We start from the raw sequence: 25,825 nt of genomic DNA, 5'->3' as shown, positions 1-25,825 counted from the left end.
TCAGGAGTTGAGGGGACGCTTGTCCCCCAGCAGCGCGACGTCCTCGACCGGTGCGGGTTCTGGCGTTTGGGCACCCACCCGGTCCGAAGTCCGCAGACTCTGCGGCAGTGCCCAGAACAGCAGGCCGGCGGCCAGCAGGCTGGTACAGCCGATGAGATAGAGCGCCGGGGTGGTGCTGCCGGTCACGTCCTTGATGTAGCCCACCATCACCGGGCTGACGATGCCGCCGAACTGTCCCAGGGTGTTGATCAGGGCGATACCGCCCGCGGCACCGGCTCCCGCGCCGGCGAGCAGTTTCGGCGGCAGCGCCCAGAAGGCCGGAATGGAGGCGATGATGCCGGCGCCCATCAGCGCCAGGGAGAGGATCAGCAGGGTGGTGTGGTCAGCGAAGAGACCTGCGCTGAAGAATCCCAATGCCCCGGCGATCACCAGGCCGCAAACGAACTTGCGCCGCTCGCCGCTGGCGTCCGACAACCGCCCTACCACCACCATGCTGATGGCGCCGAAGACATAGGGCACGGCGGTCAATAGCCCGATGATGGTGGGACTCTCGGTGCCCGCGCTGCGGATCAGCTGCGGCGCCCAGAAGTTGAGGCCATAGGAGGCGACCTGGATCAGGAAGTAGATCAGTCCGAGCAGCAGGAAACCCGGCAGCCGGATCGCCGCCAGCAGCGAGCCGTGGGCGTTGCTTTCATGGCGGGCGATGCGGCTGGCCAGAAAGGTCTTTTCCTCGCCGCTGAGCCAGGGCGCATCACTGATGCGGTCGTGCAGCAGGCGCAGCACCAGCACGCCCAGCAGCACGCAGGGCAGGCCGCCGAGCAGGAACAGCCAGTGCCAGCCGCGCATGCCGAGCAGGCCGTCCAGCTGGCCGAGGATCAGTCCCGAGACCGGGGCGCCGATCAGCCCGGCAAAGGCCGAGGCCAGGAACAGCGTCGAGGTGATGCGGCCGCGGTAGCTCTGCGGAAACCAGAGCGTCAGGTAGTAGAGGATGCCCGGGGCGAAGCCGGCTTCCATGGCGCCGATCAGGAAGCGCAGCACATAGAACTGCCATTCGGCGGTGACGAACATCATCAGCGCCGTGGCGATGCCCCAGGAAATCATGATGCGGGCGATCCAGCGCCGTGCGCCGACCTTGTACAGCATCATGTTGCTGGGCACCTCGAACAGCACATAGCCGACCACGAAGAGCCCCGCGCCCAGGCCGTAGGCGGTGTTGCTCAGTGACAGGTCGGCCTGCAGCTGGAACTTGGCAAAGCTGATGTTGATGCGGTCGAAGAAGGCGAACAGGTAGCAGACCATGATCAACGGCATGAGCCGCCAGGCGACCTTGCGGACCAGGGTGTGCTCAGCGGCGGCGGGGGTGGCGGACGGATGCATAGCGATCTCCCGGGAGCGGCCAGGCTGGCACTCCTTTGTTGTTGTAGTCAGGGCGAACGAAGGGTGGGCGGGGGTTAGCCACTCGCCGCAGGCGGCGGATGCAGGTCGCAGTTGCGCCCGGCCTTGGCCACCTGGCCAGGGGTGTCGTGGCCGAGCAGCGCCGGCAAGGTACGCGACAGCGCGATCAGTTGCTCCAGATCGATGCCGGTCTCCACCCCGATTTCCATGCAGAGATTCACCAGGTCCTCGGTGCAGATGTTGCCGGACGCGCCGGGCGCGAAGGGACAGCCGCCGAGCCCGCCGAGGGCGGCGTCGAAACGAAGGGCGCCGGCCTCGTAGGCGGCCAGCACGTTGCTCAGGCCCAGGCCGCGGGTATTGTGGAAATGCAGGGTCAGGGCGGACGCCGGGATCAGTTCCAGCACCTGACGGACGATCCGCGCGACCTGCCGCGGATTGGCCATGCCGGTGGTGTCGGCGAGGGTGATGCCGGTCATGCCCAGCGCCAGGTAGCGCTGCACCAGTTCGAACACCCAGCCTTCGTCGATGCGCCCCTCGAACGGGCAACCAAAGGTGGTCGCCACCGTGCCGTTGAGCGAGACCGCCTGCCCCTTGGCCAGCTGCACCACCTCGGCGAAGCTGGCCAGCGACTGCTCGCAACTCATGCGCATGTTGGCCTGGTTGTGGGTCTGGCTGGCGGAGAGCACCAGATTCAATTCATCGGCACCCGCTGCCAGGGCGCGCTGGGCACCCTTGAGATTGGGCACCAGGGCGACATAGGTCACCCCGGGCCGGCGGGCGATGCCCTGAAACACCGCCTCACCATCGCGCAGCATAGGCACGGCCTTGGGCGAGACGAAGGAGCCGGCTTCGATCCGCGAGAAGCCCAGGCCAGACAGCTGGTCGATCAGGGCGATCTTGTCAGCGGTTTCCACCCAGCTCGGCTCGATCTGCAAGCCATCACGGGGTGCCACTTCCTGGACGATCAGGCGCTCGGCACTCATTTCACCACCCCATCCTTCTTGAGCCGCTGGATGTCCGCCTCGCTCAGCCCCAGTTCGGTCAGCAAGGTATCGGTGTGCTGGCCGAGGGTCGGACCCTGCCAGTTCACCTGGCCCGGCGTTGCCGACAGCTTGGGCACTATGCCCGGCATCTTCAGGGTGGCTCCATCGGGCAAGGTGGTGTCCAGCAGCATGTCCCGCGCCTGGTAGTGGGGATCGGCGACGATGTCGGCGGCGGAATAGATGCGCCCGGCCGGCACCTCGGCGCCTTCCAGCACCGCCAGCACCTCGTCGATCCCCAGGCTGCCGGTCCAGGCGGCGATGGCGTCGTCGATCAGCTCGCTGTGGCGGGCACGCCCATCGTTCTGCGCCAGGTCCGCCCGCTCGGCGAGATCTGGTCGGCCGATGGCCTGCATCAGCCGCACGAAGATCGGATCGCTGTTGCCGGCGACCACCACATAGGCGCCATCACGGGTGGGATAGGTATTGGACGGCGCGATGCCCGGCAGCGCCCCACCGGTGCGCTCGCGCACATGGCCGAGCATGGAGTACTCCGGCACCAGGCTCTCCATCACGTTGAATACGCTCTCGACCAGGGAGACATCGACCACCTGGCCGTCGCCCTGGCCGGTCTTGACCCGCAGCACCGACATCAGCGCGCCGATCACCGCATGCATGGAGGCCAGGGAATCGCCCAGGCTGACCCCGACCCGTGCCGGCGGCGTACCTGGAGTACCGGTGGTGTAGCGGATACCGCCCATGGCCTCGCCGATGGCGCCGAAGCCGGGTCTATCGCGATAGGGGCCGGTCTGGCCGTAGCCGGAGATGCGCACCAGGGTGAGCTTGGGGTTGAGCGCGTGCAGGACGTCCCAGCCGAGACCCAGCTTTTCCAGGGCACCCGGGCGCAGATTCTCGATGAGCACGTCGGCGCCCTCGACCAGCTGCTTGACCAGGGCCACGCCCTCGGCGGAGCGGAGATTCAGCGCCAGGGACTTCTTGTTGCGCGACTGCAGGTACCACCACAGCGAGGTGCCCTCGTGCAGCTTGCGCCACTTGCGCAGGGGATCGCCCTTGTCCAGGGCTTCGATCTTGATCACCTCGGCGCCGAATTCGGCCAGCAGGCGCGCGGCGAAGGGGGCGGCGATGAGCGTGCCGATCTCGATGACACGCAGTCCGGTAAGAGCCGTCATGCGGACTAGCCTCGTTGTTATTGGAATGCACCGATGCTAGGACAATCGGTCAGCCGGGGATAAACGTCTTTCGGCAACAGGCCTTCGCGAAACACGAAGGCCTGGATTCAGACCTGCAGCAGGTGCTCGTAGAGCAACCGGCTGACCGGTGAGAGGGAGTCCACGTCGCGCACTACCAGCGCCAGGCTGCGTTGCGCCCAGTCGTCCTCCAGGGCGGCGGCGACCAGGCCGAGCGGCCGACCGATGAGTTCGAAGGCTTGCAGCGGCAGCACCCCCAGGCCGAAGCCGGTCTGCACCATGCGGCACACGGCATCGAAGCCGGGCACATGGATGCGCAGCCGCAAGGCCTTGCCATGGCTGCGTGCGGCCGCCTTGGTACGCAGGTTGATGAAGCTGTCGGCGTGCAGGCCGACGTGGTCGTCGTCCAGGGTCTCGGCGAAGGCCAGCCGCGAGGCTCCAGCTAGGCGATGATCCGGGCGCATCACCACCACCAGGGTGTCCTGCCGGTAGGGCACGGCCAGCAGGCCACGGGTGTCGGTGTCCGAGGAGCAGATGCCCAGGTCGGCGGCGCCTTCCAGCACGCCCTTCACCACGCCGGCGCTGGGTCGTTCGTCCAGGCTGACCTTGACCTGGGGATGGCCGACCGCGAAGGCCTGCAGATCCTCGGGCAGGAATTCGATGATGGCGGAGATGTTGGCCATCATCCGCACGTAGCCGCGCACCCCCTGCAGGTGCTCGCCGACGTCGATGCTGATGCGCTCGACGTCGGCGAGGATGCGCTTGGCGTAGTAGAGCAGTGTCTCGCCGACCGGGGTCAGGGTCATGCCCTTGGCGTTGCGCTCGAAGAGCTCGATGTCGAGCGAGCGCTCCAGGTCGTGCAGGCGCTTGCTGGCGGCGGACAGGGCGATCATCTCGCGCTCGGCGGCGCGGGTCAGGGTGCCCTCCTCGTGCACCGCCAGCAGCAGTTGCAGCGAAACCAGATCGAGGCGGCGGAGCAGGTTGCGGTAGTGCATCGTCAGCAGGTCCTGGCGGCCAGAGGTCCTTGTACAGGACCCTGCCCCGTCCGGGATAGCCATCCGCCGCCGGTCAGAGCCCCAGGTCGCTCAAGCCCGGATGATCGTCCGGCCGCCGGCCCTGGGGCCAGAGAAACAGCCGCTCGGTTTCGCTGATGGGCAGGTCGTTGATGCTGGCGTGACGCTCGGCCATCAGGCCCTGGTCGTTGAACTGCCAGTTCTCGTTGCCATAGGAGCGATACCACTGGCCGTTTTCGTCCTGCCATTCGTAGGCGAAGCGCACGGCGATGCGCGCCCTGTCATGGGCCCAGAGTTCCTTGATCAGCCGGTAATCGTGCTCGCGCTGCCACTTGCGGGTTAGAAAGGCCTCGATGGCGGCCCGCCCCTGGAGGAATTCGGAACGGTTACGCCAGCGGCTGTCGACGGTATAGGCCAGCGCCACCTTGGCCGGATCGCGGCTGTTCCAGCCGTCTTCGGCGGCGCGGACCTTCTGCCGGGCGGATTCCAGGGTGAAAGGCGGTACGGGGGGACGGGCAGCGCTCATGGGACACTCCTAGGCAGGTGAGGCCCCAGTGTCCGGGTGGCGTGTCATCGTCGCAAGGTCGATCGCCCCACGGATCTGGCCAACTCGTTCAGACTTCCACCAGCCGATAGTGCAGGCCACGCACCACCGCCTCCACCCGATTGCGCGCACCCAATTTACGGGCGGCGGAATTGAGGTGCAGGTTGACCGTGGCAGTGGAGCGATGGAGCGTCGCGGCGATGCGCTTGGCGGTCAGCCCCTTGGCTGAATACTGGAGGCATTCGCGCTCCCGTGGCGTCAGGCGGATCTGGCCGCAGCATCGCTCGGCGGGCGCGAGCAGTTCATCGGCGCGGGCCTGGAAGGCATGGGCCAGCACCAGGAAGGCACTCAGGCAGGCTTCGCCAGTGGCCTCGGCATCGCGGGCATCGGCATCGGCATCGAGGATGCCGGTCAGGGTGGCGAAGGCGCCGCCGGGAAGGTGCAGCGGCACTGTTACCCCGGTGGCGAGGCCACTGTCGCGCACATAGCAGGTGACCGGCAGATGACTGTCACCCAGGTACTCGCGCAGCGCGCTGCGGGTTTCGCTGCGAAACGACCAGACGAAGGGCGCCGCGCGGCGGCTGGCGCACTGCTGCACGGGATCGATCTGGTAGTAGCCGCGCTCGCACCAGAAGGCCTGCATGTCCGCCGGGGTGTTGCGCACCTTGAACACCGACGGCGTGATGAGTACCCCGTCATGACTGAGCGGAACCGGTGCGTAGTCGTAGATCAGCGCCTTGCAGCCCAGACGCTCGGCGACGTCCTGGACGGTATCCAGACAGGCGTCGAGCGTGGGCAACCCGGCGAGTCGGCTACTGACGGCGAACAGATCGGCATGCATCTTGAAGCTCCTCCCTGGATCACGATAGGGAACGCGAAGCAAAGGCTCTGCCAGTCATCGCGGGTTTCCTGCAAACCTAGCACTTTTGTGGATGGGGCCGTCGCCGCCCCTGGACTAGAGTCGAGTCTACCCCCGCCCCTTCGAGGAAGCCCCCATGACTCAGCACGCTCCGTCCGGCGACAGCGCCGACCTCGCTCGCTTCGGCTACACCCAGGAGCTCAAGCGCCAGCTCGGGCTGAAGGACCTGCTGATCTACGGTCTAGTGTTCATGGTGCCCATCGCACCCTTTTCCATCTTTGGCGGAGTATTCGACGCCAGCCACGGCATGGTGCCCCTCACCTACCTGATCGGCTTCGTCGCCATGCTGTTCACCGCCGTCAGCTATCAGCAGATGTCGCGCGCCTTTCCGGTGGCCGGCTCGGTCTATGCCTACGTCGGTCGTGGCCTGCATCCGGCGCTGGGCTTTCTCGCGGGCTGGGCCATTCTGCTCGACTACCTGCTGGTGCCCACCCTGCTCTATGTGATCGGCGCCAACGCCATGGCCAATGTCATCCCGGCGATTCCCCAGCCGCTGTGGATCGTTTTCTTCGTCGCCCTCAACACCCTGGTCAATCTGCGCGGCATCGAGACCACCGCCCGCGCCAACCGCCTGTTCCTCTATGGCCAGCTGGCAGTGCTGCTGGTGTTCGTGGTGCTGGCCTCGCTGGCCATCAGCCGTGGGGTCAACGGCGCCGAATGGACCATGAAGCCGCTGTACAACCCCGAGGAGTTCTCCCTGCCGCTGATCTTCAGCGCCCTGTCGGTGGCGGTGCTGTCCTTCCTTGGCTTCGATGCCATCTCCACCCTGTCGGAGGAGACCCGTGGCGGCAGCCGCGTGGTGGGCCGCGCCACCCTGCTGGCCCTGGCCTTGGTGGCCGTGCTGTTCATGGTGCAGACCTGGCTGGCCGCCCTGCTGCAACCCAACCTGGTCCAGTACCCTGACGCCGATGCCTCCAACAACGCCTTCTACGAGATCGGTCGGCTAATCGCCGGGCCCTGGCTGCAGGTGGTGATCGCCCTGGCGGTAGCCATCGGTTCCGCCATCGCCAATGCCCTGGTGGCCCAGGCCGCCACCTCCCGGCTGCTGTTCGCCATGGCCCGTGACCGCCAACTGCCGCAGTTCCTGCGCCAGATCCATCCGGTGACCCGAGTGCCCCAGCGCGCCATCCTGCTGGTGGCAGCGCTGAGCCTGGGACTGGGCCTGTTCTTTGTCGGTCAGATCAATCTGCTGGCCTCCATGTGCAACTTCGGTGCGCTGACCGCCTTCCTGCTCCTGCATGTGGCAGTGGCCTGGCACCACCGCGGCGCCGGGCGCCCTCTGCTGCATGGGCTGGTCCCGCTGCTCGGCTTCATCGTGCTGGCCTATGTGCTGTTCAACGCCGACGTCTACGCCAAGGTCGGCGGCAGCTGCTGGATGCTGCTGGGACTGGCCGTGCTGGCCTTCCTCACGCTCAGCGGCCGGACCACGGAATTCAAGGCCAACGACGCCGTCCACTAAGCATCACCTGCCCGCGGAGGCTTCAGATGATCAAGACCCTGCACAGTCAGCACTGCCACTGCGGCTGGGATCACAGCCTCACTCCGGCGCTGGAGGTCGCGCCGGGCGAAACGGTGAGCTTCGCCTGCCGCGATGCGGCGGATGGCCACTTTCATGCCCACTCCAGCGCCGCCGATATCGCCACCCTGCCCTTCGAGCGGGTAAACCCAGTCTGCGGCCCCCTGTGGATCGAGGGTGCCGAACCGGGCGACGTCCTCAAGGTGACGCTGGACAGCTTTACCCCCAGCGGCTTTGGCTGGACGGCCAACATCCCCGGCTTCGGTCTGCTCGCCGATCAGTTTCCCGCGCCAGTGCTGCAGCTCTGGCACTACGACAGCTCAGGCCAGGTGCCCGCCGCCTTCGGCGAGCTGGCGCGGGTCCCGCTCAAGCCCTTCGCCGGCACCCTCGGAGTGGCCCCGGCTGCGCCGGGTCTGCACTCGGTAGTACCGCCACGACGGGTGGGCGGCAATCTGGACATCCGCGACCTGGCCGCCGGCACCAGCCTCTACCTGCCGGTGGAAGTGACGGGGGCGCTGTTTTCCATTGGCGACACCCATGCCGCCCAGGGCGATGGCGAAGTCTGCGGCACCGCCATCGAAACGGCCATGGCGGTCACCGCCACCTTCGAACTAATCAAGCAGCAACCGCTGGCCATGCCGCGCTTCAGCACCCCGGGGCCGGTCACCCGACACCTCGACGGCGCCGGTTACGAGGTCTTCACCGGGGTCGGACCCGACCTGCTGGCCGCAGCGCGCATGGCCGTCAGCGGCGCCATCGACTGGCTCGGGCAGACCCGCAACCTGCCGGCGGAACAGGCCTATCTGCTCTGCTCGGTCTGCGGCGATCTGCGCATCAGCGAGATCGTCGACGTGCCCAATTGGGTGGTCAGCTTCTATTTTCCGCGGATCGTGTTCGAATAGCCGGGTCCGAATAGTCTGGTGCCCGCCGCGGCAACGTCCCCCATAGCGAGGCGATGACGATCAGCAGGCCGCCCAGCCAACCCCAGAGGCCCAGGCGCTCATCCAGCCAGAAGCTGGCGAACAGCGCGCCGAACAGAGGTTCGGCGCCCATCAGCAGGGCGACGCGGGTGGCGCTGGCGCGGCCCAGGGCGTAGTTCTGAGCGAGAAAGGCGCCCAGGGTGCAGAACAGCACCAGATAGCCGGTGGCGAACCAGAAGCCCGGCTGCAGGGGCAGCGGCGCCAGCCCCGGCCCCAGGGCGAACAGCAGCAGGCAGGCCAGGCCCACCACGCCGGTCTGCACGGCGGTCAGGGCCAGGGCCGGCACCGGAGCGGTGGCACGACTCAACCGGCGGCGTACCACGCAGACATTGATCGCCCGCAACACGGCTGCCAGCAGGATCAGACCGTCGCCCAGGTTGAAGCTCAGGGTCACCCCGCGGGTCAGCAGGCCGGCGCCCACCACTGCCAGACCCGCAGCGCCCAGGGCGCGGGCCTCGGGTCGCTGGCCGAGCAGCCACCACTCGGCAAAGGGCGTCAGGGCCACGCAGAGGCTGATGAGAAAGGCGGCGTTGCTGGCGCTGGTCAGGGCCACGCCAAAGGTCTCGCTGAGAAAGATCGCCAGCAGCAGCAGGCCGGTCGGCACCCCCGGTCGCCAGGCCCGCCGGCCCGCGCCCCTCAGGGTGGGCGCCAGCAGTAGTGCGGTGAGACAGAAGCGCAGCGCCAGGTAGCCAAGCACCGGATAGAGCATCACGGCGTCCTTGACCACGGCGTAGCTGGTGCCCCAGACCAGGGCGGTGGCGAGCAGCAGGCCTTCGGCGAGGCCGAAGGTGGGGCGTTGCGTCATGACAGCGTCTCCGTACATTCGGCTGCCAGTGTGCACGCTGGCAGTGATCACCATAAGCCAGTCGCCACGCATAGCTCTTGTTCCCCCAGGGAAGCAATGCCAGCATTTCCGACCCCATTGCTTCCTGCGGATATCGGCATGGATCTCCTGCGCGCTCTTCCCCTGTTGCCCTGCATGGTCGCCTTCGCCAAGGTGGTGGAGACCGGCAGCTTCACCGCCGCCGCCCGGCTGCTGGACGCCACGCCTTCGGCGGTCAGTCGCCAGGTCGCGCGGCTGGAGCGGGAGCTGGGGGTACGCCTGCTGCAGCGCACCACTCGCCAGCTGCGGCTAAGCGAGGCCGGGCGCGAGGTGCTTGGCCACTGCCGCCAGCTGCTGACCGCCGCCGGCGCGGCGCTGGACAGTGGCCTGCAGCACCTCGAGGAGCCCCGCGGCCAGGTCCGCCTGGCGATGCCCAAGGCAGTCGGCTACCGGCTGATCGCCCCACTGCTGCCGGACTTCTTCCAACGCTATCCGGACGTGGATCTGCAACTGCGCCTGGACGACCGCCCGCTGGACCCCATCGCCGACGACCAGGATCTGCTGGTGCGCATCACCGAACAGCCCCCCGCCGGCTTTGTCGCCCGACCGCTGCGCGAGATGGACTTCGTGCTCTGCGCCAGCCCCACCTATCTCCGGCGCCACGGCCTGCCGCAGCAGCCCCAGGCGCTGGCTGAACATGAGTGTCTCTACCTGGGCGAAACCCCGGGCGACCAGCGCTGGCAACTGCGCCGTGGCGACCGGGTGGAAAGCGTGACGGTGCGCGGGCGCCTGGCCTGCAACCACAGCGGCGTGCGCCTGGAGGCCACCCTTGCCGACCTCGGCATCGCCTGCCTGCCCGCCTTCGCGGCCGAGGCCGCTCTGACCGAAGGCCGGCTGCTGCGGGTACTGCCCGACTGGCAATACCTCGGCCCCTACCAGGGCACCGCCTGGCTGCTCTATCCGCCGGATCGGCAGCTGCCGGCAGCGGTACGGGTATTGGTGGATTTTCTGCTGGAGCGGCTCAGGCCTGCGGCAGCTTCAAGCTAATACGGCCACCGACTTCAACTGCGCCCAGACCTGGCTGCCCGGCTGCAGCGACATGCGTTCCAGCGAGTAGCGGGTGATCCGCGCCAGTAGCGCCGTACCACCCAGGTCCAGGCGCAACAGCACCTGGGCGGGCGAGCGGGTCGGGGCGATCTCCGCGACGGTCGCGGGCAGCACGTTGAGGATGCTGCTGTGCTGGCGCTCCAGGCTCAGGCTGACATCTCGCGCCAGCACCTTGATGCGCAGCGCCTGGCCAGGCGGCAGCGGCGCATGGGCGAGCAGCACGCGCTGCTCGCCCGGCAGGCCCAGACTGAGCAGGCCGTAATCCGGGTCATGGCCCAGCACCCGCCCTTCCAGTACCACCCCGGCGTCCTCGGCCAGGGCGATGGGCAGGTCAAGCCGCGCCAGCACCGCGCTGGTCGGCCCGCTGGCCAGTACCCGCCCCTGCTCCAGCAGCACCAGGTGATCGGCCAGCCGCGCCACCTCGTCGGGAGCATGGCTGACGTAGAGGATCGGCAGCGCCAGCTCCCGGGTCAGGCGTTCCAGGTAGGGCAGGATCTCGGCCTTGCGCTCGGCGTCCAGCGCCGCCAGGGGTTCGTCCATGAGCAGGAGACGCGGACTGCTCAGCAGCGCCCGGGCGATGCCGACCCGCTGGCGCTCGCCACCGGAAAGGCGTGCCGGCATTCGGGTCAGAAGCCCCGCGATGCCCAGCAGCTCGACGACCTGTTCCAGTGCCAGACGCCGCTCGCCCGGCGCGACCCGCTGCCAGCCGAACAGCAGGTTGCGGCGCACGTCCAGGTGTTCGAACAGATTGGCATCCTGGAAGACATAACCCAGGGCACGCCGGTACGGCGGCAGGAACAGCCCGCGCTCGCTGTCCTGCCAGGTCTCGCCGGCCACCACCAGGCGCCCGCGGGCGCCACGCTCCAGGCCGGCCACGCACCTCAGGCAGGAGGTCTTGCCTGAGCCCGAAGGCCCGAACAGCGCGGTGACGCCGCTGCCAGGCAGCGCGAGGTCCACATCCAGGGCGAAGCCAGGGTGCGAGAGTTCGAATCTCGCCGTCAGACTCATGTCCAGGCCGACCGCCCGCGGCGCCCATAGAGCAACAGGAGGATCACGAAGGAGAAGACCAGCATGCCGCCGGCCAGGAGATGCGCCTGGGGATATTCCATGGCTTCCACATGATTGAAGATCTGGGTGGAGACGACCTGGGTGCGCCCGGGCACGTTGCCGCCGATCATCAGCACCACGCCGAATTCGCCCACGGTATGGGCGAAGCCGAGGATGGCGGCGGTGATGAAGCCCGGCCGCGCCAACGGCAGGACGACATGTAAGAAGGTGTCCAGGGGGCTGGCTCTGAGAGTGGCAGCCGCCTCCAGGGGGCGCGGACCGATAGCCTCGAAGGCGTTCTGCAGCGGCTGCACCACGAAGGGCAGCGAATAGAACAGCGAGCCCACCACCAGCCCAGCGAAGGTGAAGGGCAGCCGGCCCAGGCCCAATGCTTCGGTGAGCTGCCCGACCCAGCCTTCCGGCCCCATGGCCAGCAGCAGATAGAAGCCGATCACCGTGGGGGGCAACACCAGCGGCAAGGCCACCAGGGCTCCGAGGGGGCCCTTGAGCCAGGACCGGGTACGCGCCAGCCACCAGGCGAGGGGCGTGCCCAGCACCAGCAGCAGCAGCGTGGTCACGCTGGCCAGCTCCAGGGTCAGGCGGATCGCCGCCCAGTCCGCCGCGGTCAGGGTCATGGGATCACTGCCGGTAGCCGTAGGCCTTGAGTACCGCAGCTGCCTGGGGCCCCTTGAGATAGGCCAGCAGCGCCTTGGCCGCTGCCTGGTCCTCACCCTTCTCCAGCAGCACCGCGTCCTGGCGAATCGGCTCGTAGAGCGCGGCCGGCACGATCCAGGCCGAGCCCTCCTTCACCTGGCCGTCCTGATAGATCTGCGACAGGGCGACGAAGCCGAGCTCGGCATTGCCGGTGGCGACGAACTGGTAGGCCTGGGTGATGTTCTGGCCTTCGACCCGCTTGGCCGCGACCGCCTCGGTCAGCCCCAGCTTGGCCAGGGTCTGGGTGGCAGCCAGGCCATAGGGCGCGGTCTTGGGATTGGCCACGGCCAGGTGGCTGAAGGTGTTTTGCTTGAGTACCGCGCCCTCCCCGTCCACATAGCCCGCCTTGGGCGACCAGAGCGCGAGGGTGCCGATGGCATAGGTGAAGCGTGACCCCTTGACCGCCGCACCTTCGGCTTCCAGCTTGGCCGGGGTGCTGTCGTCGGCGGACAGGAAGACCGCGAAGGGCGCGCCGTTTTTGATCTGGGTATAGAGCTGGCCAGTGGCGCCGCTGGAGATCAGCAGGTGGTGGCCGGTGTCCTGGGCGAATCTTTCGCCGATGGCCTTGAGCGGCGCGCTGAAATTGGCGGCCACGGCCACCTGGACCTCGTCGGCCAGGACGGGGGTAGCCAGGGCGCCGGCGACCAGGGCCAGCAGCAGGCGGGAGCGAGTAGCGATCATCGGGCTTCTCTCCATCAGAGGTCGGCGGGAGGCTGGCGGCGCTGAAAACAACGTTCAGGCCTTCCGCAGCAACGAGACAAAAGAAAACGCCGCTGGGTTTCCCCAGCGGCGTTTCGGCGGACGCTTACGCCAGCTTCTTGTACTTGACCCGCTTGGGCTGGGCCGCGGCCTCACCCAGGCGCTTCTTGCGATCGGCTTCGTACTCGGTGTAGTTGCCTTCGAAGAACACCACGTTGGAGTCGTCCTCGTAGGAGAGGATGTGGGTGGCGATGCGGTCGAGGAACCAGCGGTCGTGGGAGATCACGATGGCCGCGCCGGGGAAGTCCAGCAGGGCGTCTTCCAGGGCGCGCAGGGTTTCCACGTCCAGATCGTTGGAGGGTTCGTCCAGCAGCAGCACGTTGCCGCCCTGCTTGAGGGTCAGCGCCAGGTGCAGGCGCCCGCGCTCACCGCCGGAGAGGTCCTTGACGAACTTCTGCTGGTCGGCGCCCTTGAAGTTGAAGCGGCCGACGTAGCTGCGCGAAGGCACCTCGTAGTTGCCGATCTTGATCACGTCGGAACCGTCGGAGACCTGCTCCCAGACGGTCTTGGTGTCGGACAGGTTCTCGCGGCTCTGGTCGACGCTGGCCAGTTGCACGGTGTCGCCGATCTCGATGGTGCCCGAGTCCGGCTGCTCCTTGCCCATGATCATGCGGAACAGGGTCGACTTGCCGGCGCCGTTGCCGCCGATCACGCCGACGATGGCGCCCTTGGGCACCACGAAGCTCAGGTCGTCGATCAGCAGGCGATCGCCATAGCCCTTGCTGACGTTCTTGAACTCGATGACCTTGTCGCCCAGCCGCTGGCCGGCAGGGATGTAGATCTCGTTGGTCTCGCTGCGCTTCTGGAATTCCTGGGACTGCATTTCCTCGAAGCGCTGCAGACGGGCCTTGGACTTGGACTGGCGGGCCTTGGCGCCGGAGCGCACCCATTCCAGTTCAGCCTTCATGGCCTTGGCGTGGGCCGCCTCCTGCTTGGCTTCCTGGGTCAGGCGCGCGGCCTTGGATTCCAGCCAGCCGGAGTAATTGCCCTCGAAGGGGATGCCCTGGCCACGGTCCAGCTCCAGGATCCAGCCGGCGACGTTGTCGAGGAAGTAGCGGTCGTGGGTGATGGCCACCACGGTGCCGGGGAAGTCGTGCAGGAAGTGCTCCAGCCAGGCCACCGAGTCGGCGTCCAGGTGGTTGGTGGGTTCGTCCAGCAGCAGCATGTCGGGGGCCGACAGCAGCAGGCGGCACAGCGCCACGCGGCGCTTCTCGCCACCGGAGAGCACGCCGACCTTGGCGTCCCACGCCGGCAGGCGCAGGGCATCGGCGGCGACTTCCAGCTGACGATCCAGGTTATGGCCATCGGCGGCCTGGAGGATGGCCTCCAGCTTGGCCTGCTCGGCGGCCAGGGCGTCGAAGTCGGCGTCCGGCTCGGCGTAGGCGGCATAGACCTCGTCCAGACGGGCCTGGGCCTGCTTGATCTGGCCGACCGCTTCCTCGACTACGTCACGAACCGTCTGCTCGGGATCAAGTTTCGGCTCCTGCGGCAGATAACCCACATTGATACCGGCCATCGGACGCGCTTCACCTTCGATCTCGGTATCGACGCCGGCCATGATGCGCAGCAGCGTCGACTTGCCCGCACCGTTCAGACCGAGCACGCCGATCTTGGCGCCGGGAAAGAACGACAGGGAGATGTTCTTGAGGATTTCACGCTTGGGCGGCACGACCTTGCCGACCCGATGCATGGTGTAGACGTATTGAGCCATGAGGGAACCTTGGGACCGGAATGAAAAACAGGGGACACAGTATGGCGTCAGCGGCGAACGCTGTCGAAACCCCGGGCGACGAAAGCGCACGCGGTAGACACCTGGAAAAAACCGGCGGAGAGACCGTCCGGCCCCTTATCATAGGCCATCCCTGCCCCGCGGAACCGGGCGCAGTCGAATGGCCATCGCCTCTGCAGGAACGCAGTCCGTCGTGAACAGCCCGCCCTCCACGCTGCCGGAAGAGCCGGTAGCCCCCTCCTCGCGACGCCTGACCCGCGGCCTGCTGATCCTGTCGCTGGTGGCCATGCTCGCGCTGATGTTCTGGCAGGCCTTCGCCAGCATGGCCGAGCGTGAAGCCCTGCGCCGCGAACAGCTGGAAGGCCTGACCCGGCAACTGGCCAACACCCTCGAATTCGGCCTGGCGCTCAAGGCCCAGGCGGTGCGCAGCACCCTGCGCTGGTCGCTGGACCCCACCCTGCCGCTGGCACCCAATCTGCTGCTCAGCCTCAAGGATTTCTTTCCCGGTCTGCAGCAGGTGCGCTGGTTGCCGGCCAATGCCGCCTTGCGTACCGCGCGGCTGGACGACTCCGCGGATGCCGCCTTCATCCAGCAGTTGATCGCACGCAGCGGCCAGGCTGACTTCAGCTATGGCTACAACGCCGCGGCTACCACCGCGCCCCTCTATGTCCTGCTGGCCGGTGATCCGGAGTTGCAGCAGGGCTGGTGGGTACTGACCAGCGCCCCGCGGCTCGAACCGCTCTGGCGGTCGACCCGCGTGCCCACGGGCCTCGACTGGCGCCTGGAGGATCGCACCCGTGGCACCCTACTGTTCCACAGAGGCGCGACCGCCGCCACCGCCGGCGAGGTGATCCAGCCGCTGGCCTACAGCGATTGGCAGGTGGTGGGCGCCTATCCCCCCGAGACGCCGTCGGAGTCGCTGCTGGAGGCCTCCTCGGGCCGGCTGCTGCTGTTCAGCCTGTCCGGCCTGGTGACCGCCATCCTGATCTACCTGCTCCTGCGCGAAGAGCAGGGTCTGCGGGCCCTGACCCTGGCCTCGCGACGTAGCCTGCGCCTGGCGAGCACGGCACTGAACGGTATCGAGGAATTCGTCTGCATGACCCAGGCCGACGGTCGCCTGGTCTATGTCAACGCCACCGCCGCCCGCCTGCTGGGCATCGCCGCGGACGACGCCCAGCAATATTTCCTCGCCAGCCTGCTCCCCCAGCTGGTTGCCCTGACGCCGGCCGAGCGGGACGGCGGTGCCCTCATCACCCTCCGGGTGGCGAGCCAGCCGCGTCGCTTCGCGGTCAGCTGCCATGCCCTGGCGGACAGCCAGTCCAGCGTGCGCGTGCTGCGCGACCGCACCCAGACGCAGGACGGCTTCGTCTGGGTGCTGCGCGACGTCACCGAACAGCAGCGCAACCTGGAAACCATCCAGACCACCCGCCAGCGCTACGAGAACATCTTCAACGGGGTGCACACCGGCATCTGCGTGGTGGACCTGAGCGCCGTGCAGCCCTGCATGACCGCCCTGGGCCTGGAGCGGCCCGAACAGCTGGCGGAGCTGTTCGCCCGCCAGCCCGAGGCGCTGGATGCCCTGGGTCGCCAGGTGCGCATCACCGAGATCAACCAGCGCGCCCTGGAAATGCTCGGCATCGACCACCTCGACCAGGCTTGGGACCGGCTGGTGGGCGAGTCCCGTGTCCAGGTCGGCGGCAAGCGCTACCGCCTGCTGGCCGGCCTGCTCTCCGGCCAGCAGGTGCTGGAACTGGAGACCCGCATTAGCACCGCCGAAGGCGATCGCCATTTCTGGCTGAGCATGCACCTGCCGGCCGATCCCCAGCACCTCGACGCCACCCTGCTCAGCCTCAACGACATCACCCAGCGCAAGCTCGGCGAATTGCGCCTGCTCGAGCGCGACGCCTTCTGGTCCAACCTGATCAGCGCCATTCCCGACACCCTCTATACCTATGACGTGACCAGCGGCGAACTCACCTACGAGAGCCATTCGCTGGCACGCAAGCTCGGCTATCCGCCGGAAGCCTTCGTCAGCTTCGGCCCTGCGCGCCTGCACCCGGACGACGTCGAACTGCATGCCCGGGTGGTGAGCATGCGGCCCACGCTCTCCGATCGCCCCTGCAGCAGCCTCTTGCGCTGGCAGCACCGCAACGGTGGCTGGCGCTGGTTCGACGTGCGCGAGCAGCGTCTCGCCAGCCACACGGACGGCACCGCCGCCAGCGTGGTCGGGTTGGCCCTGGACGTCACCGACATGGTGCGCGCCAGCGATCGCCTGCGCGACAGCGAGAATCGCTACCGCCAGCTAGCGGAAAGCATCAGTGACGTCATCTTCACCACCGATGCCCAGCTGGTGCTCAACTACCTCAGCCCCTCGGTCGAGGAGCTGCTCGGCTATCCGCTCGCCGAGTTGCAGCAGCGCACCCTGGCCGAGCTGGTGGTCCACTCGCGTCAGCTGCAGGAGGTCCGCCGGACCCTGCAGCGGCTGCTGCGCAGCCTGGACGACCCCCGCGCCCTGGCCGAACTGCGCCGCGAGCGCTTCGCGCCGCTGGTGCTCGACTGCCTGCACGCCCAGGGTCATACCCTGCAGATCGAGCTGCGCCTCAAGCCGCTGTGGGACGACCACGAGCGCTTCGCCGGCCTGCTCGGCATCTGCCGCGACATCTCCGCCCAGCGTCGTACGGACAAGGACATGCGCATGGCGGCCACGGTGTTCGATCACTCGGCCGGCGCCATCCTAGTCACCGACCCGGCCGGCTACATCGTGCGGGTCAACCGCACCTTCACCCGCATCACCGGCTTCAGCCCCGAAGAGGTGTTCGACCAGCAGCCGATGATGCTCTGCGCCGACAAGCAGGAGGCCAACCAGCTGCAACACGTGATGCAGCAACTGCGCACCGAGGAGAGCTGGGAAGGCGAACTCTGGCAGCGCCGCCAGGACAACGAGCCCTATCCCTCCTGGGTCGGCATCACCGCCATCCGCGACGACGACGGCGACCTGATGAGCTACGTCTGCTTCTTCGTCGACATCAGCGAACGCAAGGCCAGCGAAAGGCGTATCCACCGCCTGGCCTACTACGACGCCCTGACCCTGCTGCCCAACCGCACCCTGTTCCAGGACCGCCTGCACAACGCCTTGCAGCAGAGCCGCCACAACGAGAGCTGGGTGGTGCTGATGTTCCTCGACCTGGATCGCTTCAAGCCGATCAACGACAGCCTCGGCCACGCCGCCGGCGACCGCCTGCTCAAGGAAGTGGCCATGCGCCTGACCGCCTGCGTTGGCACCGAGGACAGCGTGGCGCGCATGGGCGGCGACGAATTCACCCTGCTGCTGTCGGGCCTGGAGACCCGCGAAACGGCCCTCGCCCAGGCGATCCGTGTCGGCGAGCAGATCCTCGCCCAGCTGTCCGAGGCCTTCATTCTCGAAGGCCGCGAATTCTTCGTTTCCGCCAGCATCGGCATCGCCCTGTCGCCCCAGGACGGCAAGGAGCTCAGCCAGCTGATGAAGAACGCCGACACCGCCATGTACCACGCCAAGGAGATGGGCAAGAACAACTTCCAGTTCTACCAGGCCGAGATGAACGCCCGCGCCCTGGAGCGCCTGGAACTGGAGGCCGACCTGCGCCACGCCCTGTTGCAGGGCGAATTCCGCCTGCACTACCAGCCGCAGTATCGCTGCGATACCCGCCGCCTGACCGGGGTCGAGGCCCTGTTGCGCTGGGAGCACCCGGTGCGCGGCAACGTTCCGCCAACGGAATTCATTCCGGTGCTGGAAGAGATCGGCCTGGTGGTCCAGGTAGGTGACTGGGTGATCCGCGAGGCCTGCCGGCAGATGCGCGAGTGGCACGCGGCCAAGGTGCGTATCCCCAAGGTCTCGGTGAACCTGTCCGGCCGCCAGTTCGGCGACGGCCAGCTCGGCCAGCGCATCGCCCAGATCCTCGCCGAGACCGGCCTGGCGCCGGCCTGCCTGGAACTGGAGCTGACCGAAAGCATCCTGATGCGCGACGTCGGCGAGGCCCTGCAGCTGCTCGGCGAACTCAAGGGGCTGGGGCTGTGCATCGCGGTGGACGACTTCGGTACCGGCTACTCGTCGCTCAACTACCTCAAGCAGTTCCCCATCGACATCCTCAAGATCGATCGCAGCTTCGTCGACGGCCTGCCCCATGGCGAGCAGGACGCCCAGATCGCCCGCGCCATCATCGCCATGGCCCACAGCCTCAATCTCTCGGTGATCGCCGAGGGGGTGGAAGAAACCGCGCAGCTGGACTTCCTCTGCACCCATGGTTGCGACGAGGTCCAGGGCTATCTGTTCGATCGCCCGCTGCCGCCGGAGCAGTTGCGCCAGCGCCTGGAGCACCAGGGTCTGTTCCCCGTCCTGACATGAGACCGATAGCGGCGCTGCATGACCGGCGCTCATACCTCTGAGTTCCCGCGATGGGGTAGAATGTTGCCCCTCGCGAGCCCGACCGGGCTCGCTCTTCGCCATGCCTCAGGGGACCCTGCCGCCATGTTCAGCCGTGAAACCACCCTCGCCCGCTTCGACGCCGACCTGTATGCCGCCATGCAGCAGGAAGCCCAGCGTCAGGAAGATCACATCGAGCTGATCGCTTCGGAAAACTACACCAGCCCGGCGGTCATGGAAGCCCAGGGTTCGGTGCTCACCAACAAGTACGCCGAAGGCTATCCCCACAAGCGCTACTACGGCGGTTGCGAATACGTCGACGTGGTCGAGCAACTGGCCATCGATCGCGCCAAGCAGCTGTTCGGCGCCGACTACGCCAACGTCCAGCCGCACTCCGGTTCCCAGGCCAACTCGGCCGTGTACCTGGCGCTGATCGAAGCCGGTGACACCATCCTGGGCATGAGTCTGGCTCACGGCGGCCACCTGACCCACGGCGCCACCGTGTCCTCCTCCGGCAAGCTATACAACGCCGTCCAGTACGGCATCGACGAGCAAGGCCTGATCGACTACGCCGAGGTCGAGCGCCTGGCCCAGGAGCACAAGCCCAAGGTCATCGTCGCCGGCTACTCCGCCTACTCCCAGGTGCTGGACTTCGCCCGCTTCCGCGCCATCGCCGATGCCGTGGGTGCCTATCTGTTCGTCGACATGGCCCACTTCGCCGGCCTGGTCGCCGCCGGTGTCTACCCCAACCCGGTGCCCTTCGCCGACGTGGTCACCAGCACCACCCACAAGACCCTGCGCGGCCCGCGCGGCGGCCTGATCCTGGCCAAGGCCAACGAAGCCATCGAGAAGAAGCTCAACTCGGCGGTCTTCCCCGGCGCCCAGGGTGGTCCGTTGATGCACGTCATCGCCGGCAAGGCGGTGTGCTTCAAGGAAGCCCTGCAGCCCGAGTTCAAGACCTACCAGCAGCAGGTGATCAAGAACGCCCAGGCCATGGCCAGTGTCTTCATCGAGCGCGGCTTCGACGTGGTCTCCGGTGGCACCGACAACCACCTGTTCCTGCTCAGCCTGATCAAGCAGGAAATCACCGGCAAGGACGCGGACGCCGCCCTGGGTCGCGCCTTCATCACCGTGAACAAGAACTCGGTGCCGAACGATCCGCGCTCGCCCTTCGTCACCTCCGGTCTGCGTATCGGCACCCCGGCCGTCACCACCCGTGGCTTCCAGGAAGCCGAGTGCCGTGAACTGGCCGGCTGGATCTGCGACATCCTCGGCAACATGGGCGACGAGTCGGTGATCGACGCAGTGCGCGAGAAGGTCAAGGCCGTCTGCGCCCGCCTGCCGGTGTACGGCAAGTAAGATGCACGCCTCCTCTCTCCCCCGGGGAGAGGGTCGGGGTGAGGGAAAACCCAAAGAACGAGCCCCGACCAATCGGCCGGGGCTCGTTGCACTTCCAGGAAGATCGTCAAGGCAGCCAAGCCTGTTCTTGCCGCAGGCCGGAAGACCCCGGAAACGAAAAACCCCGGCCAGTGCCGGGGTTTTTCGTTGTCAGGCGACAATCAGGCCTTAAAGGACCTGCAGATCGCCCAGCCCATCCAGATAGCGCTCGGCGTCCAGGGCGGCCATGCAGCCGGCACCGGCCGAGGTGATGGCCTGGCGGTAGGTGTGGTCGGCCACGTCACCGGCAGCGAACACACCCGGCACGTTGGTGGCGGTGGCATTGGCCTCGCGACCGCCCTTCACCACCAGGTAGCCATCGTGGCTGTCCAGCTGGCCTTCGAACAGCGCGGTATTGGGCGTATGGCCGATGGCGACGAACAGACCGGCCACCTGCAGCTCCTCGGTGCTGCCGTCGTTGTTCTTCAGGCGCACCCCGGTGACACCCATGTTGTCACCCAGCACCTCGTCGACGCTGGCGTTGAGCTTGAGCACCATCTTGCCTTCGGCGACCCGGGCGCGCAGCTTGTCCTGCAGGATCTTCTCAGCGCGGAAGGTCTCGCGACGGTGGATCAGGGTGACCTTGCTGGCGATGTTGGCCAGGTACAGCGCTTCCTCGACCGCGGTGTTGCCGCCACCGACCACCGCCACCTCGCGATTGCGATAGAAGAAGCCGTCGCAGGTGGCGCAGGCGGACACGCCCTTGCCCATGAAGGCCTCTTCGCTGGCCAGACCCAGGTAGCGGGCGCTGGCGCCGGTGGCGATGATCAGGGCATCGCAGGTGTAGGTGGCACTGTCACCCTTGAGGGTGTAGGGCTTGCCACCGAAGTCCACGGCATTGATATGGTCGAAGACGATCTCGGTCTCGAAGCGCTCGGCGTGCTCGCGCATCCGCTCCATCAGTGCCGGACCGGTCAGGTCATGGGGATCGCCAGGCCAGTTGTCGACCTCGGTGGTGGTGGTCAGCTGGCCGCCCATCTGCATACCGGTGATCAGCAGCGGCTTGAGGTTGGCACGAGCGGCGTAGACCGCGGCCGTGTAACCGGCGGGACCGGAACCAAGGATGATGAGACGCGAATGGCGCGTGGTGCTGGCTTCAGACATGACATTCTCCCTGCCGGGGTCTCCGGCAGACCAAAGAGTAAAGTGGCCCGCGCGCCGCTGGGGCGCACCGGCCGGTGTTCGTGCGGAGCCGTTCCGCAGCGCTCATCGCTCCTGGCGAGGGCGCGACCGGTGTCGACGGGCAGACACCGGGTCCAAGGATGGGCTCAGCCTAACGGGCATGGCCCTTCCATAGAAGCGAGCATTCTAAATCCAGACCATAGGGCGCGCCTATGTCGACCGCTTCGCCAATGGCGCCCTGAGGTAAGCTGTGCCTTCCCGCCACTCGTCAGGAATGTTCATGGCTGTCGCTCCCCTGTCCGGCTCCGCCTACTTCGCCGAAGGCCTGCGCCTGGTGACCCGCCGCGGCATGCGCCGCTTCGTGGTCATCCCGCTCACCATCAATCTGCTGCTCTACGCCGCCATCCTCACCTTCGCCGTACGGGGCTTCGAGGGCTGGCTGGACCAACTGATGCCGAGCCTGCCCGCCTGGGCCGGATTCGTCGAATGGCTGCTCTGGCCGCTGTTCGTGCTCTTGCTGCTGGCGATCATCTTCTTCACCTTCACGATGCTGGCCAATCTGGTGGCGGCGCCCTTCAACGGCTTTCTCGCGGAAAAGGTCGAGGTGCTGGTGCGCGGGCAGGATGATTTCCCATCCTTCAATCTCACCGAGCTGGTCACCATGGTGCCGCGCACCTTGCAGCGTGAAGTGCGCAAGCTGGGCTACTACCTGCCACGCGCCCTGGGGCTGCTGGTGCTGACCTTCATCCCGGGCGTCAACCTGATCGCCGCGCCGCTGTGGATCCTGTTCGGCGTCTGGATGATGGCGGTGCAGTACATCGACTTCCCGGCTGACAACCACAAGCTGGATTTCCGCAGCATGCTCGCCTGGCTGCGCACCCGCCGCCTGCGCTGCCTGGGCTTTGGCGGCGTGACCTACCTGGCGCTGCTGGTGCCCGGCCTGAACGCCCTGTTCATGCCGGCCGCCGTGGCCGGGGCGACGCTGTTCTGGGTGCGTGAAGGGGGCGACAAGGCATTGGTGGTGCGCTCTTGATCGCCCGGATCGTTGGGCTTCGGCGATAAGGCCACCTCAACCCAACCTACGGCTATCCTCCGCGTAGGTTGGGTTGAGCGCAGCGAAGCCCAACAATTCCGGACCACCACGCCGGATACTACAGTTTCCAGCTGTTGGGCTTCGGCGACGGAGCCGCCTCAACCCAACCTACGACACGTCCCGCCCACACCAACAAACCAGCCCCCTCTCCCCCTGGGAGAGGGTTGGGGTAAGGGCCGCCCTTCACGGACTCCAGAAACGACAACGCCCGTGCCGGCAAGGCCGGACACGGGCGTTGTAGGAGCCTGTTGCCAGGCTTAGTGCTGGTGACCACCTTCGCCATGGATGTGACCATGGGCGATTTCTTCGTCGCTGGCGGCACGCACGTTGACCACCTTCACATCGAAGTTCAGGCGCTGACCGGCCAGGGGATGGTTGCCATCGACGGTGACCTGGTCGCCGTCGATGTCACGCACGGTGACGATCTGCATGGCGCCGTCCGGGCCGGAGGCATGGAACTGCATGCCCACTTCCAGCTCGTCCACGCCTTCGAACATTTCCTTGCCCAGGGTGGCGACCAGCTCCGGAGTGTATTCGCCATAGGCGTCTTCCGGCTCGATGGCCACTTTCAGCTCGTCACCGGCCTGCTTGCCGGACAGAGCACGCTCCAGACCCGGAATGATGTTGCCTGCGCCTTGCAGGTACACCAGCGGAGCACCACCAGCGGAGCTGTCGATGACTTCGCCGGCGTCGTTGGTCAGGGTGTAGTCGATGGATACTGCCGTGTTCGCCGCGATCTGCATGGCCAGAACCTTCATGCTGGGAAAAATTTAGGATGACGCATCAGTCTACGCGTCCAACTTAGCAATTGCGAATGCGTTCGGTCAGTCCCCTGGCGCCCGGAGGCATCTGGAGGGCGCCCCTGCAACGGTGCTCGACCGCTCGTCACGCAATCGCCATGGCCGCTTCACGGGGCTGTCATCCCGGCTACCTAGGGTTTGCTGCATACCCACTGCCGGAGCCCTGCCATGCCGATTCCAGTGTCCGTTCCACCCGCGCTGCGCGCCGAACGCCTGTCGACCGCCGCGGACATCCGCGCCGCCCAGCGCCTGCGGGCCTCGGTCTTCGGCAGTACCTACGGCGTGCATTTCGCCGACAATCTCGACCAGGATGCCTTCGATGCCCACTGCCTGCATCTGGGGGTGCGTGACTTGCGCAACGGCGAACTGATCGCCACCACGCGCCTGCTCGACGGCCGTCGGCGCGAGCACCTGGGTAGCCTCTACAGCGAAAGCGAATTCCAGCTGGAGGGTCTGGACACCCTGCAGGGCCCGCTGCTGGAAATCGGCCGCACCTGCGTGGCGCCCGGGCATCGCACCGGCGCAGCCATCGCCCTGTTGTGGGCGGAACTGGCCGAGATCATGGCCTGCGGCGACTACCGCTACCTGATGGGCTGCGCCAGCGTGCCCATGGCCGACGGTGGCCTGCAGGCCGCTGCCCTGCTGCGCCAGGCCGCGCGGGACGAGCGCACCCCGGCGATCCGCGCCACGCCGCGGCGGCCACTGCCCTTCGTCCCCGTGCCGGACAACCTGGTGGTGCAACTGCCGCCCCTGCTCAAGGCCTATCTGCGCCTGGGCGCCCAGGTCTGCGGTGCACCCTGCTGGGATCCGGAGTTCGGCGTGGCCGACGTCTTCATCCTGCTCAAGCGCGAAGACCTCTGCCCGCGCTATGCACGCCACTTCAAGGCCGCGGTATGAGGCGACTGCGTCTCGCCCTGCGCCTCATGCCGGTCCTGGCTGCGCTGCTGCTCGGGGCGCTGTTCGCCCTGACGGTGGCGCTGGCGTCCGCCCTCAGTGGCCGGCCCTGCCTGATGCTGCGCCAGCGACTGACGCGGTGTTTCTTCCAGGCGCTGGCCCAGGCGCTGCGGCTGCGCCTGGAGGTGAGTGGCGAGGTACCGCGCGGCACCCATCTCTGGCTGGCCAATCATGTGTCCTGGCTGGACATCGTCGGTCTCGGCAGCCTAAGACCACTGAGTTTCCTGTCCAAGGCCGAGGTGGCGGACTGGCCCTTCGCCGGCTGGCTGACGCGCCAGGCCGGCACCCTGTTCATCCGCCGTGGGGCCGAACGCGGTGACGCCCTGGGCGAGGCGCTGACCACGCGGCTGACCCAGGGCTTGTCGCTGGCGCTCTTTCCCGAGGGCACCACCACCGATGGCAGCGGACTCCGAACCTTTCATGGCCGGCTGTTGAGTCCGGCCATCGCCACCAGCACGCCGCTGCAACCCGTCGCCCTGAGCTATTGGCGCCAGGGCAAGCGCGACCAGACGGCCGCCTTCATCGGCGAGGACGATCTGGTCAGCCACCTGCTGCGGCTGCTGGACAACGGCGGCACCACCCTGAGGATCGAGCTGCTGCCGCCGATCCTGCCCCAGGGTCGGCCGCGCCAGGTGCTGGCAGGTGAATGCCAGGCGGCCATCGCCGACTGCTTCGGGATTCAGCTGGAAACGCGCGCCGCACGCTCGGCGGCGGCAAAGGCCTGCAGCTGCGGATAGAAGTCGCGAAAATCTGCCAGCAGGCCGTCATAGGTGGCGTCCAGTTCGGCGAAGGCACCGGCCAGCAATTCCGGACGCGACAGCCGCCGCGCCATGCCTTCTACCACCCTTTCCAGCACGGCGAAGTCCGTGTAGCTGCCCAGCCAGTCCTGGCGCGCCATCAGCGGGGCGATGGAGGCCAGTCGCGGCGGCAGTTCCGGCTCGTCCAGCAGGGTCTGGTAGCAATCCGCGACAAAGCTCGGCAGCGGCTGATCGGCGTAGTCGGGCCAGAGGCGCGCCAGACAGTGATCGAAGAAGACGTCCACCAGCAGACCGGCCACTCGCCGCCGCGCTGCGGGCAGCCGGGCCTTGGCCCGGATCACCAGGGGATGGTCATCGGTGTATACGTCGATGCGCCGATGCAGCCGGATGCCGGCGGCGATTCCGGTTGGCCAGGCGTCCGCCGAGCCCTTGACGAAATCGCCATAGAGACTGCCAAGACGGTCTTCGCGGCCAGGGCCGCCCAGGTGCAGGTGAGCGAGATAATTCATCCCACCAGCATACTCCAGC

At 67.2% G+C, this 25,825-nt stretch carries 22 protein-coding genes; 8 read left to right on the top strand and 14 right to left on the bottom strand.

The genetic code is table 11. The features are described from left to right. The 6 genes from ACWPW1_RS04310 to ACWPW1_RS04285 form a co-directional block, all read right to left on the bottom strand. Entirely contained in the window at positions 1-1,377 is a 1,377-nt protein-coding gene (locus tag ACWPW1_RS04310) for an MFS transporter (protein WP_434775783.1), read from the bottom strand. A 74-nt stretch (positions 1,378-1,451) separates the two neighbouring features. Continuing rightward, the gene (locus tag ACWPW1_RS04305) at positions 1,452-2,378 is read right to left on the bottom strand and encodes a hydroxymethylglutaryl-CoA lyase (RefSeq protein WP_434775782.1); all 927 of its coding nucleotides are present in this window, start codon (positions 2,376-2,378) and stop codon (positions 1,452-1,454) included. After that, positions 2,375-3,565, bottom strand: coding sequence for a CoA transferase (locus tag ACWPW1_RS04300; protein WP_434775781.1), 1,191 nt, complete (start codon positions 3,563-3,565; stop codon positions 2,375-2,377). The genes ACWPW1_RS04305 and ACWPW1_RS04300 overlap by 4 nt, the downstream gene beginning before the upstream one ends. A gap of 107 nt (positions 3,566-3,672) precedes the next feature. Further along, positions 3,673-4,578 (bottom strand): LysR substrate-binding domain-containing protein, encoded by a 906-nt coding sequence (locus ACWPW1_RS04295; protein ID WP_434775780.1) that lies wholly within the window; start codon positions 4,576-4,578, stop codon positions 3,673-3,675. A 73-nt stretch (positions 4,579-4,651) separates the two neighbouring features. Then, positions 4,652-5,122 carry a nuclear transport factor 2 family protein gene (locus ACWPW1_RS04290; RefSeq protein WP_454252427.1) on the bottom strand — a complete coding sequence of 157 codons (471 nt, stop codon included), beginning with the start codon at positions 5,120-5,122 and terminating at the stop codon, positions 4,652-4,654. 88 nt (positions 5,123-5,210) lie between these two features. Further along, on the bottom strand, positions 5,211-5,981 hold the full coding sequence (locus tag ACWPW1_RS04285; RefSeq protein WP_454252426.1) for a LuxR family transcriptional regulator: 771 nt from the start codon (positions 5,979-5,981) through the stop codon (positions 5,211-5,213). Positions 5,982-6,135: 154 nt separating this feature from the next. Between ACWPW1_RS04285 and ACWPW1_RS04280 the strand changes: the two genes are divergently transcribed. Further along, a complete protein-coding gene (locus tag ACWPW1_RS04280) occupies positions 6,136-7,518 on the top strand; it encodes an APC family permease (protein WP_059313591.1) in 1,383 nt (460 codons plus the stop codon). A 26-nt stretch (positions 7,519-7,544) separates the two neighbouring features. Continuing rightward, on the top strand, positions 7,545-8,477 hold the full coding sequence (locus ACWPW1_RS04275) for an acetamidase/formamidase family protein (protein ID WP_434775777.1): 933 nt from the start codon (positions 7,545-7,547) through the stop codon (positions 8,475-8,477). On the opposite strand, the gene ACWPW1_RS04270 is transcribed toward ACWPW1_RS04275, so the two are convergent. Then, positions 8,443-9,360, bottom strand: a complete 918-nt coding sequence (locus ACWPW1_RS04270; protein WP_434775776.1) for an EamA family transporter — start codon at positions 9,358-9,360, stop codon at positions 8,443-8,445. The two genes, ACWPW1_RS04275 and ACWPW1_RS04270, sit on opposite strands and share 35 nt — an antisense overlap. Before the next feature lie 138 nt (positions 9,361-9,498). Here ACWPW1_RS04270 and ACWPW1_RS04265 point away from each other — a divergent pair, with 138 nt between their 5' ends. Further along, positions 9,499-10,425, top strand: a complete 927-nt coding sequence (locus ACWPW1_RS04265) for a LysR substrate-binding domain-containing protein (RefSeq protein ID WP_434775775.1) — start codon at positions 9,499-9,501, stop codon at positions 10,423-10,425. On the opposite strand, the gene modC is transcribed toward ACWPW1_RS04265, so the two are convergent. The 4 genes from modC to ettA all read right to left on the bottom strand — a co-directional run bounded on the left by modC (position 10,417) and on the right by ettA (position 14,716). Further along, positions 10,417-11,493 carry a molybdenum ABC transporter ATP-binding protein gene (modC, locus tag ACWPW1_RS04260; protein WP_454252425.1) on the bottom strand — a complete coding sequence of 359 codons (1,077 nt, stop codon included), beginning with the start codon at positions 11,491-11,493 and terminating at the stop codon, positions 10,417-10,419. The two genes, ACWPW1_RS04265 and modC, sit on opposite strands and share 9 nt — an antisense overlap. Continuing rightward, complete coding sequence (modB, locus tag ACWPW1_RS04255) at positions 11,490-12,167, bottom strand: molybdate ABC transporter permease subunit (protein WP_434775773.1); 678 nt, start codon at positions 12,165-12,167, stop codon at positions 11,490-11,492. Before modB ends, modC begins: the two co-directional genes overlap by 4 nt. A gap of 4 nt (positions 12,168-12,171) precedes the next feature. Next, positions 12,172-12,927 (bottom strand): molybdate ABC transporter substrate-binding protein, encoded by a 756-nt coding sequence (modA, locus tag ACWPW1_RS04250; RefSeq protein ID WP_434775772.1) that lies wholly within the window; start codon positions 12,925-12,927, stop codon positions 12,172-12,174. Positions 12,928-13,051: 124 nt separating this feature from the next. Then, positions 13,052-14,716, bottom strand: coding sequence for an energy-dependent translational throttle protein EttA (gene ettA, locus ACWPW1_RS04245; RefSeq protein ID WP_059313584.1), 1,665 nt, complete (start codon positions 14,714-14,716; stop codon positions 13,052-13,054). A 211-nt stretch (positions 14,717-14,927) separates the two neighbouring features. Here ettA and ACWPW1_RS04240 point away from each other — a divergent pair, with 211 nt between their 5' ends. Both ACWPW1_RS04240 and glyA read left to right on the top strand, forming a co-directional pair. Further along, positions 14,928-19,115 (top strand): EAL domain-containing protein, encoded by a 4,188-nt coding sequence (locus ACWPW1_RS04240; protein WP_434775771.1) that lies wholly within the window; start codon positions 14,928-14,930, stop codon positions 19,113-19,115. Positions 19,116-19,238: 123 nt separating this feature from the next. Beyond that, a complete protein-coding gene (gene glyA, locus ACWPW1_RS04235; RefSeq protein WP_017639070.1) occupies positions 19,239-20,492 on the top strand; it encodes a serine hydroxymethyltransferase in 1,254 nt (417 codons plus the stop codon). Positions 20,493-20,699: 207 nt separating this feature from the next. Here the strand turns inward: glyA and trxB are convergent, their stop codons facing one another. Next, complete coding sequence (gene trxB, locus ACWPW1_RS04230; protein WP_068382920.1) at positions 20,700-21,674, bottom strand: thioredoxin-disulfide reductase; 975 nt, start codon at positions 21,672-21,674, stop codon at positions 20,700-20,702. Between the two features lie 298 nt (positions 21,675-21,972). On the opposite strand from trxB, the gene cysZ reads away from it, so the two are divergent. Then, the gene (cysZ, locus tag ACWPW1_RS04225; RefSeq protein ID WP_434775770.1) at positions 21,973-22,725 is read left to right on the top strand and encodes a sulfate transporter CysZ; all 753 of its coding nucleotides are present in this window, start codon (positions 21,973-21,975) and stop codon (positions 22,723-22,725) included. A gap of 317 nt (positions 22,726-23,042) precedes the next feature. Here cysZ and ACWPW1_RS04220 read toward each other — a convergent pair whose 3' ends face one another. Beyond that, the gene (locus ACWPW1_RS04220; protein ID WP_017639847.1) at positions 23,043-23,528 is read right to left on the bottom strand and encodes an FKBP-type peptidyl-prolyl cis-trans isomerase; all 486 of its coding nucleotides are present in this window, start codon (positions 23,526-23,528) and stop codon (positions 23,043-23,045) included. Positions 23,529-23,753: 225 nt separating this feature from the next. Here ACWPW1_RS04220 and ACWPW1_RS04215 point away from each other — a divergent pair, with 225 nt between their 5' ends. Further along, the gene (locus ACWPW1_RS04215; RefSeq protein WP_454252424.1) at positions 23,754-24,482 is read left to right on the top strand and encodes a GNAT family N-acetyltransferase; all 729 of its coding nucleotides are present in this window, start codon (positions 23,754-23,756) and stop codon (positions 24,480-24,482) included. Then, positions 24,479-25,276, top strand: a complete 798-nt coding sequence (locus tag ACWPW1_RS04210) for a 1-acyl-sn-glycerol-3-phosphate acyltransferase (protein WP_434775768.1) — start codon at positions 24,479-24,481, stop codon at positions 25,274-25,276. The genes ACWPW1_RS04215 and ACWPW1_RS04210 overlap by 4 nt, the downstream gene beginning before the upstream one ends. On the opposite strand, the gene ACWPW1_RS04205 is transcribed toward ACWPW1_RS04210, so the two are convergent. Further along, on the bottom strand, positions 25,219-25,806 hold the full coding sequence (locus tag ACWPW1_RS04205) for an ACP phosphodiesterase (RefSeq protein WP_434775767.1): 588 nt from the start codon (positions 25,804-25,806) through the stop codon (positions 25,219-25,221). The genes ACWPW1_RS04210 and ACWPW1_RS04205 overlap by 58 nt on opposite strands. Between the last annotated feature and the right edge of the window lie 19 nt (positions 25,807-25,825).

This window comes from Pseudomonas sp. Marseille-Q7302 (assembly GCF_965111925.1).
Note: the sequence above shows the minus strand (reverse complement) of the source record. Positions and strands in the feature narration are given on the sequence as shown.

Coding starts and splice junctions, on each gene's coding strand:
- ACWPW1_RS04220 (WP_017639847.1), bottom strand. CDS start 23,528: ATGCAGATCGCGGCGAACACGGCAGTATCCATCGACTACACCCTGACC.
- ACWPW1_RS04205 (WP_434775767.1), bottom strand. CDS start 25,806: ATGAATTATCTCGCTCACCTGCACCTGGGCGGCCCTGGCCGCGAAGAC.
- ACWPW1_RS04285 (WP_454252426.1), bottom strand. CDS start 5,981: ATGCATGCCGATCTGTTCGCCGTCAGTAGCCGACTCGCCGGGTTGCCC.
- ACWPW1_RS04210 (WP_434775768.1), top strand. CDS start 24,479: ATGAGGCGACTGCGTCTCGCCCTGCGCCTCATGCCGGTCCTGGCTGCG.
- ACWPW1_RS04275 (WP_434775777.1), top strand. CDS start 7,545: ATGATCAAGACCCTGCACAGTCAGCACTGCCACTGCGGCTGGGATCAC.
- ACWPW1_RS04215 (WP_454252424.1), top strand. CDS start 23,754: ATGCCGATTCCAGTGTCCGTTCCACCCGCGCTGCGCGCCGAACGCCTG.
- modC (WP_454252425.1), bottom strand. CDS start 11,493: ATGAGTCTGACGGCGAGATTCGAACTCTCGCACCCTGGCTTCGCCCTG.
- modB (WP_434775773.1), bottom strand. CDS start 12,167: ATGACCCTGACCGCGGCGGACTGGGCGGCGATCCGCCTGACCCTGGAG.
- ACWPW1_RS04295 (WP_434775780.1), bottom strand. CDS start 4,578: ATGCACTACCGCAACCTGCTCCGCCGCCTCGATCTGGTTTCGCTGCAA.
- ACWPW1_RS04305 (WP_434775782.1), bottom strand. CDS start 2,378: ATGAGTGCCGAGCGCCTGATCGTCCAGGAAGTGGCACCCCGTGATGGC.
- cysZ (WP_434775770.1), top strand. CDS start 21,973: ATGGCTGTCGCTCCCCTGTCCGGCTCCGCCTACTTCGCCGAAGGCCTG.
- trxB (WP_068382920.1), bottom strand. CDS start 21,674: ATGTCTGAAGCCAGCACCACGCGCCATTCGCGTCTCATCATCCTTGGT.
- ACWPW1_RS04270 (WP_434775776.1), bottom strand. CDS start 9,360: ATGACGCAACGCCCCACCTTCGGCCTCGCCGAAGGCCTGCTGCTCGCC.
- ACWPW1_RS04265 (WP_434775775.1), top strand. CDS start 9,499: ATGGATCTCCTGCGCGCTCTTCCCCTGTTGCCCTGCATGGTCGCCTTC.
- ACWPW1_RS04300 (WP_434775781.1), bottom strand. CDS start 3,565: ATGACGGCTCTTACCGGACTGCGTGTCATCGAGATCGGCACGCTCATC.
- ACWPW1_RS04290 (WP_454252427.1), bottom strand. CDS start 5,122: ATGAGCGCTGCCCGTCCCCCCGTACCGCCTTTCACCCTGGAATCCGCC.
- modA (WP_434775772.1), bottom strand. CDS start 12,927: ATGATCGCTACTCGCTCCCGCCTGCTGCTGGCCCTGGTCGCCGGCGCC.
- glyA (WP_017639070.1), top strand. CDS start 19,239: ATGTTCAGCCGTGAAACCACCCTCGCCCGCTTCGACGCCGACCTGTAT.
- ACWPW1_RS04280 (WP_059313591.1), top strand. CDS start 6,136: ATGACTCAGCACGCTCCGTCCGGCGACAGCGCCGACCTCGCTCGCTTC.
- ettA (WP_059313584.1), bottom strand. CDS start 14,716: ATGGCTCAATACGTCTACACCATGCATCGGGTCGGCAAGGTCGTGCCG.
- ACWPW1_RS04310 (WP_434775783.1), bottom strand. CDS start 1,377: ATGCATCCGTCCGCCACCCCCGCCGCCGCTGAGCACACCCTGGTCCGC.